Below are 14330 nucleotides of genomic sequence, written 5' to 3' on the forward strand. Positions count from 1 at the left end.
GTTGTCGTATAATGGACATAAGGGCACTCTCTCCTGTCTTTATGTTTGTGTGGTAACTTACATTATACAGGATTTGGGGAGGTGCTCTATTTTTTATGCCTAGAAACCCTTGGTATGTAAGGGCTTGGAATTATGAAATTGACTCGATTACCGTGACTATTAAAAATAGCCTTGTGGAGGAAGAGTATCCTAGTGGTTTAATAGAAGATCAGTTTAATGAATTAGCGAGTAAAAGTTCAGATTTAGAGTTGGGAATTAAAAAAAATAACGTTGCACCTGACTTTGAATTACAAAGTTTATCTGGTGAGGTACTTAAACTGTCCGATTACAGGGGGAAGAAAGTATTTTTGAATTTTTGGGTGTCATGGTGTGGTCCTTGTAAAGTCGAAATGCCTTTTATGGAGGGTTATTACAAAAAATATAAGGATTTGGAAAACGTAGAGATTCTCGCAGTTAATATGACTAGTAGCGAAAGAAATATGGAGAAAATGGAGGAATTTGTTGATTCTAATGAATTAACTTTTCCTGTGTTAATGGATAATAAAGGTGACGTAGAAGATTTATATAAAATTATCAGTTATCCAACGACATATTTAATAAATGAAGAAGGAATAGTAGTGGATGGATTTACAGGGTCGCTAAGAAATGAAGAAGAGGTTAAAGAATTGATTGATAATATCAAATAGCGATTAGTTAATTGGAATTGGGAACGTGTGAACTGTTTTTATGTAGATGCACAATCGGGTGCAATACTTGAATAAGGATTAAGCCCTTAAAGGGCCATTTTGCTGAATATGAATTTGCTATTTATTTCGCATATAGGGTCTAAAATTATATTAGGATAGGTGGAAAATGATTTCAGTTGTTAGAAAATTAATGTTAAGGGATTTAGAGATTTTTCGCTTTTTTAAAGATAATGTAGCATTAGCTTATGTCATCATCGAAGATACTCGGAAACCTTATACAGAGGAAGACAAAAAGCTAGATCCTCTTTGTTTCTTAGACGAAGAAGACTTAAATGAAATAGTTAATGTGTTTAGAATTTACTTTTTAAGTGATGAGCCTTTAAAAAGAGATGATTCCGTTATGTTAAGAGAGTTTTTCGGGTTATTAGTTAACAATAGTTCTTTTACAAATTACATTATACAAGAATATGTAGATGTAAAATTATACGAGTATGCAGACGACATTTGCAATACTGAAACTTATCAAAGGATGTTGGAGGTCGTGGGATCTTCATACAGAATCCGAGAAATCAATACTGAAAGTTGGTTGCATTTATCTCAAGACTAATCCATGGAAGACACGATTAACAAATTCCAACTGAAACTATCAAGTCCTTTGGTCACCGACACCAATGCAAACGGGTGCAATTCTGGAATAAGGATTTGCACCCGTTCAACAATAGGGCTATAGATTGTTAAACAAGCCGAAGTAAAATTTATAAGATATAGGGGTAAAAAAATGTATAGTCCGAAATGGAGTAAAGTAAAAAAACAATTAAAAAGTTTCACCTGTGATTCATTAAAAGGTCGGATTGACTTTCATATTATTAATTATCGCAAAGCCCATGACCAGTTGGGAAGGGCTGTTATTACAGTTGATAAAAAAGAAATATTAAGTATGTGTACAATTACTGCCGAAAGAACAATGTATAGAAAAGACTGTGATATTAGGGAAAAACAAAATATTGAATATGATATCGATGACCAAAAGTTAAATTTGGATGTTGGATTGCAAGCTCATGAAGTAATTAAAGCAGAAGAAATCCTAGCGCAATATGATTTTTTTGATGCATTAGAAGAGTTCTTGAACTCTCCAATAGAAGCATCTTTAAGGTCACATGATGTTGTTACAAAGATCCTTACTTTAATTGACAGACGAGTAGGAAAAAGGACATTACAGAAACTCAATAGCTCTATTGAAAGTGAGCATGAAAGTATTAAATACTTTTTCAAATTGAGGTGTGATGCCGAAGGGGTAAGTTTCGATTAAGAAGTCTTGGTTATTCTGGAATCGGGCGCTTTAACGGCAGAAGGTTAGCGCCTCGATCGAGTCAAATTGTCGTACAAGGATTGGAGTGACATATAATGGCAAGTCAAGTTTTTGGAATGATTATTCTTTGGATTGCAGGGCTATTCATCCTGTATCTTGTAATTTATAAAGCTGTTAAAGAAGGTATTAACAGTTCAGTCATAGGACAATCTCGCAAAAAAACGTCTAATCAAGAGGAAAAGAAGAAATCCTGGCTTGACGACGATTTGGATAATTAAGTGTTTGTTTTATAACTGCAAAATGGCGCAACCTTGTAACAAGGATCTTGCGCCAGTGAAACAATCGGGCCAGATTTAAGGGCGTAGACTTAGGACTTCATAAGAACGCAGCTTAATAGACTCCTATGGGGAATGGAGGAATTAATATGATTAACTTAATAATTCTAGGTTCGATTGTGCTTGTTTTCGGGCTTGTCGTAATTGCACTTATTATTTGGTTAGTAAGTCGTTTGAAATCTAAAAAAAACTAATGAGATTTACATAATCGGGCGCAATTCACTAATAAGATCCGTTCTTCAAACGGGCCAGGTTGCTGAATGGAATGGGTTAAAGTGAGGTGTTATGTTTGATGAAAAGAAATGCACGATTGTTTTCAGTTATAGGTATCGTGTTTGTATCAGTATATATTGTCTTATTTTTATCAACTGGTTTAGACAGAGTAGCGAACTATAATCAGTGGTACGCATTTTTATTATGTGTTTTCCTATCTGTGGGGGGATTTATTCTTTCAATTTTATCAATTATTGGAGAAAGAATCCGTGTCGTTCCTTATTTTACGGTATTATTCTCAACTCTATTAATTCTATTTACTATTTTTGTATTTCTTCTACCCGAAGCAGGGATACCACCTGCTATACCATTATTTTTTAATTGATTATGAGTTTGTTCAGTTATCAGGCCATTTACATGCGTAATAGAGGGGGGACAATCATGAGTAATAAATCTAGCTTTGCATATATCCTGATTTCAATCTCACTGCTAATTACAGTTTTTATAATTGTTAAACCAGATATACTAATCCCCGCGGGCTATGATTTAGCCATTGATGGATATGTAATATCAAGAACTCTAATGATCATCTTCGGTTTGTATTCTTTACTTAAATTAGGTCTTTTTTTAGCGGATCACAAGAGAGTTTGATCCATCCTTGTCCTAGTAGCGGGGGCTTTAACCGAACTTGGTTTTTCAAGAAAAGGGCCATTTTCTTAAATAAGTGATGGTTGCCTGTGCACCACATAATTCCTTTACGTCTCCGCTTCTCTAAAGTGAAATTGGTGCCACCCATTGCTCAAATGCAGTTTTTCCTGTATTCTTACCCATGTGTGAGTCCTTTATTTTGGATTTGGATAGGTTACTACCTGTCACCCATTATAAGGACTTTTTACGTCATACTTTAATTGCGGGATATTATGTTTTCTCTCAATGAGCATTTCATTTTAATGCGACGCTAGTGAAGTAACGTATATTTTTTTGAAAGAGGTTAGAATTTATGAGGAATGTAGTCGTTATTTTATTAATTGCACTCTTTATAGTTGGAGGGTGTTCACTACCACCTAAAAAAGATCAACAGCCACCTCCAGTGCTAGTGGAAGACTATTTGCAAAAGCTACAACAACTGGAAGGGGATTTCCTGGATATTCCTGAGTCACTTGTGGAAGAAACCGAACCCATCGAGCAGGACGTTGTTTCCTATTCTGTAGCGAGGAATGATTTAACGAATCGTATAATCCTGACAGATGACGCAAATAACCTATCATTTGCTAAGGAACAAGAGGAACATGAACGTTTATGGCAGCTGTTTTCAACAATCATTCCTCTAGAGAATAGGAAAATGGTGAAAGAGTTCGTCCTCTTTACAGACGGACCAGACAATACACTTGGGTTGGTAGAGCCTTTGCCATCGGATACAGACCAATGGAAATTGGCGATTGACTATCAAGACACGTCAAATATAAAGGATTTCTACTATACCTTGATTCATGAGTACGGCCACTTGTTGACATTGAACCATTCTGAGGTGCCCCCGACTTCTAAAACGGTACTAGATGATGAGGAGTTTGAGGAAGCGACTGTGGCATGTAAAACATATTATGCACTTCAAGGTTGCAGCTCAAATGACTCGTATATGTATCAGTACTTCAAAAGGTTCTGGGAGGTCCGTTATGAAGAATGGCTTGAAATAGATGTGGAATCTAGTGAAGAAGCTCAGAGCGTATTTTTTGATAAGCATGCGGATGAATTCCTGACGCCTTATGCAGTGAGCCATCCGGAGGAAGATATCGCGGAGTCGTGGGTGCATTTCATTTTCACGGAAAAGCCGAAGGAACCTTTCACAATGACAGATGAAAAGATTGCATTCTTTTATAATTATCCGGAATTAGTCCAACTGAGGAAGACCATCTTGAAAAACTTGTATGAGTCGTTGAAATGAGAAACCAACTTTAATAGTTTGTATTATGGTGCCTGTCACTCATTCAAATGGTGGCTCTTCAAGTATAAGTATTGATTCCTGTCCATAGTGTAGTTCGAAATTATAAACTACTATGCAGTTATCGGGCGCTATTGCAGAAAATCAAGCATTGGGAAAACTTGCGAACTATTGCACATTGAGGATGGTGCAATAGTTCGTTTAAGTAAGGAAAGTGAATCTAACACAATACAAATATGTTCGATTTGAAAGAGTCGGCTGCCTTTGCAGGGCAGCCGACTCTTATTGATCTTTCATTGGTTAGATAAGGACATACCATTGCCTTACGTTTCTTCACTCCCTATCTCCACCCACGACTGAGACCAGTTTTCTATTTCTTTCAAAACTGGCTCTAATGAATACCCTTTTTCTGTTAATGAATACTCAATAATAACAGGTGTTTCAGGTATAACCTCACGTTTTATAATACCCTTTTGTTCTAGGTCTTTTAAGCGTTCCGACAAAACTTTTCCGCTAATTCCAATAGAAGATTGGAGAGTGCAAAAACGATGTGGTCCGGATAATATTTGATTGATAATCAAAGCTGTCCAGCGCTGACTTAAAAGCGAGATGGCTTTTTCAAATTGGGGACAGATAATGGATTGTTTCATTCTGTTCACTCCTTTATATGTAGTATACAACATTTCGAGTTAAAATAATATGTAATCAACTTACTTGACGGAATTAGGTTTCCGTTATAAAGTAAGTTACATAAAGTAAGTGGTGGGATAGGAGAGAAAAGAAAATGAAGAGAAATGATGCAGGTGCAGTTGTTTTACGAGTGATTTTAGGACTTACCTTTTTCATTCACGGATTATCCAAGTTTCAAGGGGGCATCGGAAACACGGTTGGTTTTTTTGAAAGCCTTGGTATTTTAGGGTTTTCAGCTTATATTGTTGCAACTATTGAGTTACTCGGCGGTATTATGTTGATACTCGGACTTGGAACACGAATTGTTTCAGTATTGTTTAGTGTTATTATGCTGGGGGCAATTTTTACGGTAAAACTCTCGGCAGGATTTCTTGGCGATGGTCAAATGGCAGGGTATGAATTGGAATTAGCATTACTTGCTATGGCTATTTTCCTTGCGATTGCAAACAGCTCTTCTTTCTCGTTAGGTAATAAAATTTTTCGCTCAGAAGAAGGAAAATAAAAATGGGGGCAATAAATATGAAATTTCATAGTAAACCAAACACTTTTGTAGGTCACGTAAATATTAAGGTGCAAGACTTAGATCGTTCACTTACGTTTTATCAGGAAGTTCTTGGTTTTCAAATTTTAAAGCAAACTGATAAGACAGTTAAACTAACAACAGATGGAAAAACGAGTGTGTTGTCAATTGAGCAACCAGAAAATGTTGTTCCGAAGCAAGGAAAAACTACGGGCTTATATCATTTTGCCCTTCTTCTGCCTAAACGTTCTGATTTAGCGGACATCGTACATCATTTTATGAAAATTGGTTTTCAGTATGGATCATCGGATCATTTGGTAAGTGAGGCATTATATTTGGCAGATCCAGATGGAAATGGCATTGAAATCTATATAGACCGCGAACCTTCTGAATGGACTTGGATTAACGGTGAAGTGGCAATGGCAGCGGATCCATTGAATTTTGAAGACCTTCTTTCCGTAGGGAAACAGCAGTCGTGGAAAGGCCTACCGGCTGGGACAGTCATGGGACATATTCATTTACATGTTTCCGAATTAGAAAAAACTGAAGAATTTTACAGTAAGGGACTAGGTTTTGAAGTGGTTAACCGGTTTGGTAATCAGGCACTTTTCATCTCTACTGGTAAATACCATCATCAAATTGCCTTAAACACTTGGGCGGGGGTTGGGGCTCCTACACCTCCTTTAAATAGTGTTGGTCTTGAGTCGTTTACGATTGTTTTAGCAGATGAGGTAGCAAGGAATAATGTTATTGCGCAGTTGAAGAGTATTGGTGCATCTGTAACAGAAGAAAACGGTTCTTTTATTACTTATGACCCTTCTGGGAATCGTATTTATTTAGGGATTTAAGGAGGGTGATAAATTTGTAAAGATAAAGTATTGAAGCAGGTAAGAAATAAATCGTATTGGTGGTTGTTACAGTGGGGTTTTTAAACAGACTATTAGGTAGATCTAATGAGGAGGAAAAAACAATGACAAACGAAAAATTGAAAATAGGTATTGTTCAAGGAAGTGTACGTGAAGGTCGGAATGGTGATGCTGTAGCAAAATGGATGCATGATTTTGCGGAAAAACGGAATGACGCGGAGTATGAACTTGTAGACCTTGCAAACTATAATCTTCCGTTCTTAGGCTCAGCGAATGCACAACCAGATGCTGAAGGACAAATAAAAGCTTGGTCGGAAAAAATGGCTTCTTTCGATGGCTATATTTTTATAACACCCGAATATAACCATGCGATCGGTGGCGCACTAAAAAATGCACTGGACTTCTTGAACCCAGAATTGAACAATAAAGCAGCTGGCTTTGTTGGGTATGGTAGCTTGGGCGGTACGCGTGCACACGAAAATCTACGTCTAATATTGGGTGAGCTACAAGTTGCTGACGTACGTACGGCAGTCACATTCTCACTGATGTCTGACTTTGAAAGCATGAGTGTGTTCAAACCTGCTGATTACCATGCAGCCAATGCAAATACTATGCTTGACCAAGTTCTTTCTTGGAGCGGTGCACTAAAAATTGTGCGATAAATTTACGATTTTGTCAATTTTAAAAAAGAAAAAGTGAATGTTACAATACTCACTTTCTCTCACTGTTGATTTTATAGTTAATAAATAAAAAAAGAGGTATTTTTTAATAAACTTTCGAATCTAACACAGTAGAAATATGTTCGATTCGCAAAAGAACCTAAACCCCTTTATACCATGGGTTTAGGCTCTTTTAATTTGCTTACTTTTTTATTTGAAATCTGGATCTAACATAGCGTGTGGTATTATGATGGTTATGTTAGATTGATTGTGTTAACTGGGCATTTTAGTATAGGAAGAATGGTTTTCATGAAGGAATAGAAATGTAAGAAATTAAAAAAATATGTGATATCAAGATTGTCCAGACTAAAATAGTTTGGGATTTTTTGATTCTTTCGATTGAAACCATTATTATAGAAGGAACAGAACAAGTCGGAAGAGGTGGCAAAAATGGCGAAAATAATACCATTCAAAACTAGACAGCAACTAGAAACAGAAAAGGCAGTTAAAGTTATGCGTGAGTGGGAAACCCACTTAGAATGGGAAGAGGCGAATTGGCACCATGTAATAGAAAGAGAAACAGAAGAACAGGGCTTGTCACAAAAGGAAATCGAGTGGCTGAATGAATGGGTGGGCGAAGAAAAATGAATAACACAGAAGTTGAACAAGAAAAACAGAAAGAGCTTTATCTTCAAAAAATAGATGAGCATTTACAAGAACTTGAATCAGAGGTATTATTCATGAATTCAAAGCAACTAGCTACATATTTAAACACGTCTTACAAGACATCAAAATAAAGATACAATGTTTAAAAACATGATGGATTTAAACCGTTGCAGAACATATTATATACGCTGCTGATTGCCGAACATTCAAGGGAAGTCGTTGTATAAAAAAATGCTTACTCTACCGAAAGAGTAAGCGGACAAAAGTATAAACTTAAACAATTTTACACAAATTTTACACAAAGATTGTCAGAAAAGCTGATTTAACAGTATCCATGGGCACTAATTGAAATCGGCCTCGGGGATGTTTAGACCAACGCTGTTGTCACGGATCTAGGGCTGACCAGACGTTTGTACAATGTTGCATAGGGATGGAAAGTTACTTTTTCAAGTACTCACTGCAGGAAGAACAGTCTAAAGTTGTGTATTTCACCCTTCTTTGACAAGTACACCGTCCTGTTTTTCACACTAATAAGTGATCATGTTTTTGAACATGATCCATACCACACCGGAATCGGATTTAACCAATTTCCAATTCCGGATAATTGGATTCTTTATAACTATCCCCGGGTAGTTTTTTTATAAGTTATAACTTTGCTCTCGAAGAAAGCCGTGTTCGTACGTTCGCCACTCTCTTAAGGTATCGCCTAACATACAGAACTTTTTTGAAGATTGCATACCGTTTTTTCTATCTGGTAAGATTGCGTTATGCCCATTACACGCAAGTATGATATTATAGGATAAGTCATGATTTTTATTGAGTGTAATGGAAGGATGATAAATAAAAATGAGTAACAATGAGCCTACGAAAACTGTGGCTATGCACACATTAGGTTGTAAAGTGAATCATTATGAAACAGAAGCTATTTGGCAATTATTTAAAGAAGCTGGTTATGAACGTGGGGAATTTGAGAAAGATTCTGATGTTTATGTCATAAACACATGTACTGTAACGAATACAGGGGACAAAAAAAGTAGACAGGTTATACGTAGAGCAATTCGAAAAAACCCAAACGCGGTTGTCTGTGTCACAGGATGTTATGCACAAACTTCTCCTGCTGAAATTATGGCAATTCCAGGAGTCGATATTGTAGTTGGTACGCAAGACCGTTCGAAATTGATCGGATTAATCGATGAATTTAAAACGGAACGCCAACCGATAAATGCAGTCGGAAATATAATGAAAAATAGAGTCTACGAAGAATTGGACGTTCCTGCATTTACTGATCGCACGCGTGCATCATTGAAAATACAAGAAGGTTGTAATAACTTTTGTACGTTCTGTATCATTCCTTGGGCTCGTGGTTTAATGCGCTCTCGTGACCCAGAAGAAGTTATTCGCCAAGCCAAACAACTTGTTGAGGCGGGGTATTTGGAATTGGTTCTTACTGGTATTCATACAGGTGGGTACGGTGAGGATTTAAAGGAATACAATCTTGCCCGTTTATTACGTGATTTAGAAACAGAAGTGAGAGGGTTAAAACGTCTTCGAATCAGTTCAATCGAAGCGAGCCAGCTCACAGATGAAGTAATAGAAGTTCTGAAAAACTCGTCGATTGTTGTACGTCATTTGCACATTCCTATTCAATCTGGTTCAGATACAGTTCTCAAAAGAATGCGCCGAAAATACACGATGGAATTTTTTGCAGAGCGTCTTGATCGACTACGAGAAGCGTTGCCAGAACTTGCAATAACATCAGATGTTATTGTAGGATTCCCAGGTGAAACGGAAGAAGAATTTATGGATACATACAATTTCATCCGTGACCAACGTTTTTCTGAGTTGCATGTTTTCCCATATTCAAAACGGACGGGAACACCGGCCGCTCGAATGGAAAACCAAGTTGACGAAGGTGTGAAAAATGAACGAGTTCATAAGCTCATCGAGTTAAATAATCAACTTGCTAAGCAATATGCTGCTTCATTTGAGAATGAAGTTCTGGAAATTATTCCAGAGGAAAAATACAAACTTGATCCAGAGAGTGGCATGTATGAAGGCTATTCAGATAACTATTTAAAAGTAGCTTTCCCAGCAGATGAATCGATGATTGGAAAAATCGTTCGTGTAAAACTTGTAAAAGCTGGTTATCCGTATAATGAAGGTCAGTTCGTCAGAGTACTTGAAGAGCAAGAAGTGTAAACAAAGCCGGGTCCCCACTTTATGTGGCGACCCGGTATTTTTTGATTTCAGTTTTGACTATTTCGTGCAAAAATGCCAACATGTTGGTATGATTAAAGAAGTACGGACAACTAGGAGGAACTAATTTGAGTACAAATTATGCAACATATATTGACCATACACTATTAAAAGCTGATGCGAAAAAAGAGGAAATTCTAAAACTTTGCGAAGAAGCAAAAACGTATTCATTTGCATCTGTTTGTATCAATCCATCATGGGTTAAAACGGCTGCAGTTGAATTGGAAGGGTCACCTGTGAAAGTATGTACGGTAATCGGGTTCCCTTTAGGTTCATCGACTTCAGAAGTAAAAGCATTTGAAACAACGAATGCAATTCAAAATGGCGCAGAAGAAATCGATATGGTAATCAATATCGGTGCACTACGAGATGGTGACGATGAGACAGTTAAGAAAGATATTATAGCTGTTGTTGAAGCAGCTAAAGGAAAAGCGATTGTTAAAGTGATCATCGAAACGTCATTACTTACGGATGCAGAAAAGAGAACTGCTTGTGAATTGGCAATTGTTGCTGGTGCTGATTTTGTAAAAACATCTACAGGTTTTTCAACGGGCGGGGCAACTCAAGAAGATGTAAAGCTAATGAGAGCCGTAGTTGGTCCAGAAGCGGGAGTGAAAGCATCTGGTGGTGTTCGTAGCTTTGAGGACATGGAAGAAATGATTCAAGCAGGCGCTACTAGAATAGGTGCAAGTTCAGGAGTACAAATTATGAATGGGCTTCAATCTGAGTCAGATTATTAATTAAATGAAAGTTTTATATTGACGAGATTTTAAAAGTGCGGTATAATATTTGAGTACATGGCACATGGCTATGTGTCGAGGTTTGTTCGGAGGGAGGGACAAGAGATATGTCGAAAACAGTTGTTCGAAAAAACGAATCACTTGAAGATGCTCTTCGCCGCTTCAAACGAGATGTTTCCAAAAGTGGAAAAATCCGCGAGAGTAGAAAGCGTGAGTATTACGAGAAACCAAGTGTGAAACGTAAACTGAAGTCTGAAGCTGCTAGAAAACGTAAGTTCTAATTTCAGCAGATGTCCAGTGTCCCTGCGACTAACTTTGGGTTCGTTCTATATTTGACTTTCAAAATTGATGTTAGTAACCGGTAAATCCTTCATGGATTTACCGGTTTTTTAAATTAACAAAAAAACAGGTGGAAAATAAAACATAATAGATAAAAGACATAAAAAGATACAACTTATGTCATTCTGTAATTTTTTATTGAGTAAAAGTGAAACTTTCACCCTTTTAGAACGTATAAAGATTATAATTAAATGTAAGGAGAGAGGTGAAATTTAAGATGACTAAAGTAGTTAGTAGGATACTCCTGTTCCTTTTATTTGCAACGGCAATCTCATTACCATTGATGGAAACGGATGCAAAAACAACGAAAGTATATAAAGTTCCAATTACGAATGAAGTTGAAAAAGGATTGAAAGCTTTTTTACAGCGATCATTTAAAGAAGCTGAAGAAGCGGGAGCTGAAGTAGTTTTTCTTGATATCGATACGCCTGGTGGCTTTGTAGATGCGGCTGGGGACATTGCGAAGATAATAGATCAATCTCCAATAAAAACAGTTGCCTATATTAACGATAGAGCGCTATCTGCTGGTGCCTATTTAGCGCTGTATGCAGATGAGATTTATATGTCACCTAGAGGTCGTATGGGTGCAGCACAAGTCATAGACTCTAGTGGGAATGCCGCTGGTGCAAAAGCGGATAGTGCTTGGATTGCTTCAATGAAGAGTGCGGCTGAATCGTCAAATAGGGTAGTGAAATATGCGGTTGCCATGGCAGACCCCGCGGTAGATGTGTCTGAGTATGGAGCTGGGGAAGATAAGCTTCTTACACTCACGGCAAATGATGCCTTAGAAATCGAATATAGTGAAGGTACAGTTGCAAATTTCAATGAATTACTGAAGGCAACAGGATATGAAAATGCAGAAGTTATCTCAACTTCTTTAACATTTACAGAAAAAATAGCTAGACTTATTACGAACCCTATCGTAGTACCGATTCTTCTTTCTGTTGCGGGACTCGGTCTCGTGGTAGAATTATATTCACCGGGATTCGGAGTACCAGGAACAATGGCAATCAGTTCTTTGATGTTGTTCTTTTATGGACATCTGGTTGCTGGACTTGCCGGCTATGAAACGATAATTCTTTTCTTAATTGGGGTTAGTTTAATTGTGGCAGAGTTCTTCCTAGTAGGAGGAATCGCGGGAACGATAGGTACGCTCGCGATTGTCGGGAGTATTATTATGGCGGGTGGCGATCCAAAGATTATGACGATGTCTGTCCTTATCGCGGTAGCTATAGCTATTACAGGGATGGTGATCATAATGAAGTTTTTCGGTAAGAAGTTGCATCTTTTGAATAAGATGGTACTTATGGATGCTACGGATACGGAAAGCGGTTACGTGTCAAACGTTAATCGGGTAGAATTACTTGGTCGTTCCGCGGAAACAACGACGCCACTCAGACCTTCGGGCACAGTAAATCTCGATGGAGAACGAATCGATGTAGTTTCTGAAGGAAATTACATTGAGCGAGGAAAAAGTGTTATCATAGTCAAGGTACAAGGTTCTCGAATAGTTGTTCGGGAATCAGAAGAGAAAGGGGAAAATAACTAATGGTATTTGATGCAGCTTTCATCACAACAATTGCAATTATTTTCGTTGCAATACTAATTTTATCTGTATTTTTCACACTAGTACCAGTCGCATTGTGGATATCTGCAATGGCAGCTGGAGTAAGAGTAAGTATTTTCACACTAATTGGGATGCGTCTTCGTCGGGTTATTCCGAGTCGAATTGTTAATCCACTTATTAAAGGACATAAAGCTGGATTAGATGTTTCTATTAACCAACTTGAAAGTCACTACTTAGCAGGAGGAAACGTTGACCGAGTTGTTAACGCTCTAATTGCTGCACACCGTGCGAATATTGAATTACCTTTTGAACGCGCAGCTGCAATTGATTTAGCAGGACGTGACGTTCTTGAAGCAGTACAAATGTCCGTTAACCCTAAAGTAATCGAAACGCCATTTATTGCTGGTGTTGCAATGAACGGTATCGAGGTTAAAGCGAAAGCTCGTATTACAGTACGTGCGAACATAGACCGTCTAGTCGGTGGTGCTGGTGAGGATACTGTAATTGCTCGTGTTGGTGAAGGAATTATTTCAACAATCGGTTCTTCTGAAAACCATGCAAAAGTTCTTGAACATCCAGATATGATTTCAGAAACAGTTTTATCTAAAGGACTAGACTCTGGAACAGCGTTTGAAATTCTATCAATCGATATTGCTGACGTTGATGTTGGTGAAAACATTGGTGCGAATCTTCAAACTGAACAAGCACAAGCAGATAAGAGTATTGCCCAAGCTAAAGCTGAAGAGCGTCGTGCAATGGCTGTTGCAAGAGAACAAGAAATGATTGCACAAGTTCAAGAAATGCGTGCGAAAGTTGTACTTGCAGAAGCTGAAGTTCCACTTGCGATGGCAGATGCACTACGTTCAGGAAATATTGGCGTAATGGATTACATGAATTATAAGAATCTGCAAGCTGATACAGTAATGCGTGATTCGATTGGTAAAGTTACGAAAGAAAAAGACGATACTAGCAATAAATAAATCGATTTAAAGATTTGTTTATAACTTAAATTCCCGGAAAGGGGATGTAATGAATGGAAGGTCTAATTCCATTAATCATTATGCTTCTAATCGGTTCGTTTTTTAGCAGTAAAAAGAAAAAACCGCAAGATAAAGGGGAAGTAAAAACTTTTACTGCTCAAGAAACACAAAGTGGACCGATGGGAAAGCTGAAAGAAATGTATGAAGAGATCCAAAGAGAGATGCAACCAGAGGTCAGAGAACGAGAAATTGAACAAAACAGACAAATGGCTGCCCCAGTCAGCCCTCCGGTTGTATCTGTCCGTGAACAAGTTCCAATTGCTAAACCACAACGTGAAATAAAGCGAGTGGAAAGTAAAAGTCGTAAAACCGGATCTACTGACCGAAGTAGGCAAAGAGGAAACAGGGCTTCAAAATCAACAAGTACTCAAAAATCATTAAGTACAACTAGTTTTATTCCGGAAAACAAAGACGATCTTATCAAAGGCGTCATATTTTCAGAAATTTTCGGTCCGCCAATTTCAAAGCGTTAATCATTGATCCCTCGTGCATTTCATAGGATATG

General features: G+C 37.7%; 19 protein-coding genes. 18 read left to right on the forward strand and 1 reads right to left on the reverse strand.

What is annotated here, in order from left to right; genetic code table 11:
- The first annotated feature begins 95 nt into the window (after positions 1-95).
- The 7 genes from ACXYMX_RS05910 (at position 96) to ACXYMX_RS05940 (ending at position 4485) form a co-directional block, all read left to right on the forward strand.
- Positions 96-686: a redoxin domain-containing protein gene (locus ACXYMX_RS05910; protein WP_459043321.1), complete on the forward strand. Its 591-nt coding sequence runs from the start codon at positions 96-98 to the stop codon at positions 684-686.
- Between the two features lie 166 nt (positions 687-852).
- A complete protein-coding gene (locus ACXYMX_RS05915) occupies positions 853-1293 on the forward strand; it encodes a terpene synthase (protein WP_099634652.1) in 441 nt (146 codons plus the stop codon).
- 171 nt (positions 1294-1464) lie between these two features.
- The gene (locus ACXYMX_RS05920; RefSeq protein ID WP_459043322.1) at positions 1465-1995 is read left to right on the forward strand and encodes an SF0329 family protein; all 531 of its coding nucleotides are present in this window, start codon (positions 1465-1467) and stop codon (positions 1993-1995) included.
- A 95-nt stretch (positions 1996-2090) separates the two neighbouring features.
- On the forward strand, positions 2091-2273 hold the full coding sequence (locus tag ACXYMX_RS05925; RefSeq protein WP_459043323.1) for a hypothetical protein: 183 nt from the start codon (positions 2091-2093) through the stop codon (positions 2271-2273).
- Positions 2274-2622: 349 nt separating this feature from the next.
- Entirely contained in the window at positions 2623-2928 is a 306-nt protein-coding gene (locus ACXYMX_RS05930; RefSeq protein WP_459043324.1) for a hypothetical protein, read from the forward strand.
- Between the two features lie 56 nt (positions 2929-2984).
- Complete coding sequence (locus tag ACXYMX_RS05935) at positions 2985-3194, forward strand: hypothetical protein (RefSeq protein WP_459043325.1); 210 nt, start codon at positions 2985-2987, stop codon at positions 3192-3194.
- A gap of 349 nt (positions 3195-3543) precedes the next feature.
- Positions 3544-4485, forward strand: coding sequence for a hypothetical protein (locus ACXYMX_RS05940; protein WP_459043326.1), 942 nt, complete (start codon positions 3544-3546; stop codon positions 4483-4485).
- 320 nt (positions 4486-4805) lie between these two features.
- Here the strand turns inward: ACXYMX_RS05940 and ACXYMX_RS05945 are convergent, their stop codons facing one another.
- Positions 4806-5132, reverse strand: a complete 327-nt coding sequence (locus ACXYMX_RS05945) for a winged helix-turn-helix transcriptional regulator (RefSeq protein ID WP_099690039.1) — start codon at positions 5130-5132, stop codon at positions 4806-4808.
- Positions 5133-5266: 134 nt separating this feature from the next.
- Between ACXYMX_RS05945 and ACXYMX_RS05950 the strand changes: the two genes are divergently transcribed.
- The 11 genes from ACXYMX_RS05950 to ACXYMX_RS06000 all read left to right on the forward strand — a co-directional run bounded on the left by ACXYMX_RS05950 (position 5267) and on the right by ACXYMX_RS06000 (position 14298).
- Complete coding sequence (locus tag ACXYMX_RS05950; RefSeq protein WP_459043327.1) at positions 5267-5674, forward strand: DoxX family protein; 408 nt, start codon at positions 5267-5269, stop codon at positions 5672-5674.
- 17 nt (positions 5675-5691) lie between these two features.
- Positions 5692-6540: a VOC family protein gene (locus tag ACXYMX_RS05955; RefSeq protein WP_459043328.1), complete on the forward strand. Its 849-nt coding sequence runs from the start codon at positions 5692-5694 to the stop codon at positions 6538-6540.
- A gap of 122 nt (positions 6541-6662) precedes the next feature.
- Positions 6663-7220, forward strand: coding sequence for an NADPH-dependent FMN reductase (locus ACXYMX_RS05960; RefSeq protein WP_199171945.1), 558 nt, complete (start codon positions 6663-6665; stop codon positions 7218-7220).
- Between the two features lie 447 nt (positions 7221-7667).
- Complete coding sequence (locus tag ACXYMX_RS05965) at positions 7668-7865, forward strand: hypothetical protein (protein WP_459043329.1); 198 nt, start codon at positions 7668-7670, stop codon at positions 7863-7865.
- Positions 7862-8014, forward strand: coding sequence for a hypothetical protein (locus ACXYMX_RS05970; RefSeq protein WP_459043330.1), 153 nt, complete (start codon positions 7862-7864; stop codon positions 8012-8014). Before ACXYMX_RS05965 ends, ACXYMX_RS05970 begins: the two co-directional genes overlap by 4 nt.
- A gap of 715 nt (positions 8015-8729) precedes the next feature.
- Positions 8730-10082 (forward strand): tRNA (N(6)-L-threonylcarbamoyladenosine(37)-C(2))-methylthiotransferase MtaB, encoded by a 1353-nt coding sequence (gene mtaB, locus ACXYMX_RS05975; RefSeq protein WP_459043331.1) that lies wholly within the window; start codon positions 8730-8732, stop codon positions 10080-10082.
- A 125-nt stretch (positions 10083-10207) separates the two neighbouring features.
- A complete protein-coding gene (gene deoC / locus ACXYMX_RS05980) occupies positions 10208-10879 on the forward strand; it encodes a deoxyribose-phosphate aldolase (protein WP_459043332.1) in 672 nt (223 codons plus the stop codon).
- A gap of 107 nt (positions 10880-10986) precedes the next feature.
- The gene (gene rpsU / locus ACXYMX_RS05985; RefSeq protein ID WP_459043333.1) at positions 10987-11160 is read left to right on the forward strand and encodes a 30S ribosomal protein S21; all 174 of its coding nucleotides are present in this window, start codon (positions 10987-10989) and stop codon (positions 11158-11160) included.
- Positions 11161-11435: 275 nt separating this feature from the next.
- Positions 11436-12767, forward strand: a complete 1332-nt coding sequence (locus tag ACXYMX_RS05990) for an NfeD family protein (protein WP_459043334.1) — start codon at positions 11436-11438, stop codon at positions 12765-12767.
- A complete protein-coding gene (floA, locus tag ACXYMX_RS05995; RefSeq protein ID WP_459043335.1) occupies positions 12767-13765 on the forward strand; it encodes a flotillin-like protein FloA in 999 nt (332 codons plus the stop codon). Before ACXYMX_RS05990 ends, floA begins: the two co-directional genes overlap by 1 nt.
- Positions 13766-13818: 53 nt before the next feature.
- Positions 13819-14298 carry a hypothetical protein gene (locus tag ACXYMX_RS06000; protein ID WP_459043336.1) on the forward strand — a complete coding sequence of 160 codons (480 nt, stop codon included), beginning with the start codon at positions 13819-13821 and terminating at the stop codon, positions 14296-14298.
- Positions 14299-14330 lie beyond the last annotated feature (32 nt).

It is taken from the genome of Sporosarcina sp. CAU 1771 (genome assembly GCF_054482775.1).

Coding starts and splice junctions, on each gene's coding strand:
- ACXYMX_RS05935 (WP_459043325.1), top strand. CDS start 2,985: ATGAGTAATAAATCTAGCTTTGCATATATCCTGATTTCAATCTCACTG.
- ACXYMX_RS05970 (WP_459043330.1), top strand. CDS start 7,862: ATGAATAACACAGAAGTTGAACAAGAAAAACAGAAAGAGCTTTATCTT.
- ACXYMX_RS05925 (WP_459043323.1), top strand. CDS start 2,091: ATGGCAAGTCAAGTTTTTGGAATGATTATTCTTTGGATTGCAGGGCTA.
- ACXYMX_RS06000 (WP_459043336.1), top strand. CDS start 13,819: ATGGAAGGTCTAATTCCATTAATCATTATGCTTCTAATCGGTTCGTTT.
- ACXYMX_RS05950 (WP_459043327.1), top strand. CDS start 5,267: ATGAAGAGAAATGATGCAGGTGCAGTTGTTTTACGAGTGATTTTAGGA.
- ACXYMX_RS05910 (WP_459043321.1), top strand. CDS start 96: ATGCCTAGAAACCCTTGGTATGTAAGGGCTTGGAATTATGAAATTGAC.
- ACXYMX_RS05930 (WP_459043324.1), top strand. CDS start 2,623: ATGAAAAGAAATGCACGATTGTTTTCAGTTATAGGTATCGTGTTTGTA.
- ACXYMX_RS05920 (WP_459043322.1), top strand. CDS start 1,465: ATGTATAGTCCGAAATGGAGTAAAGTAAAAAAACAATTAAAAAGTTTC.
- ACXYMX_RS05915 (WP_099634652.1), top strand. CDS start 853: ATGATTTCAGTTGTTAGAAAATTAATGTTAAGGGATTTAGAGATTTTT.
- ACXYMX_RS05940 (WP_459043326.1), top strand. CDS start 3,544: ATGAGGAATGTAGTCGTTATTTTATTAATTGCACTCTTTATAGTTGGA.
- rpsU (WP_459043333.1), top strand. CDS start 10,987: ATGTCGAAAACAGTTGTTCGAAAAAACGAATCACTTGAAGATGCTCTT.
- ACXYMX_RS05955 (WP_459043328.1), top strand. CDS start 5,692: ATGAAATTTCATAGTAAACCAAACACTTTTGTAGGTCACGTAAATATT.
- ACXYMX_RS05945 (WP_099690039.1), bottom strand. CDS start 5,132: ATGAAACAATCCATTATCTGTCCCCAATTTGAAAAAGCCATCTCGCTT.
- floA (WP_459043335.1), top strand. CDS start 12,767: ATGGTATTTGATGCAGCTTTCATCACAACAATTGCAATTATTTTCGTT.
- ACXYMX_RS05965 (WP_459043329.1), top strand. CDS start 7,668: ATGGCGAAAATAATACCATTCAAAACTAGACAGCAACTAGAAACAGAA.
- ACXYMX_RS05960 (WP_199171945.1), top strand. CDS start 6,663: ATGACAAACGAAAAATTGAAAATAGGTATTGTTCAAGGAAGTGTACGT.
- mtaB (WP_459043331.1), top strand. CDS start 8,730: ATGAGTAACAATGAGCCTACGAAAACTGTGGCTATGCACACATTAGGT.
- ACXYMX_RS05990 (WP_459043334.1), top strand. CDS start 11,436: ATGACTAAAGTAGTTAGTAGGATACTCCTGTTCCTTTTATTTGCAACG.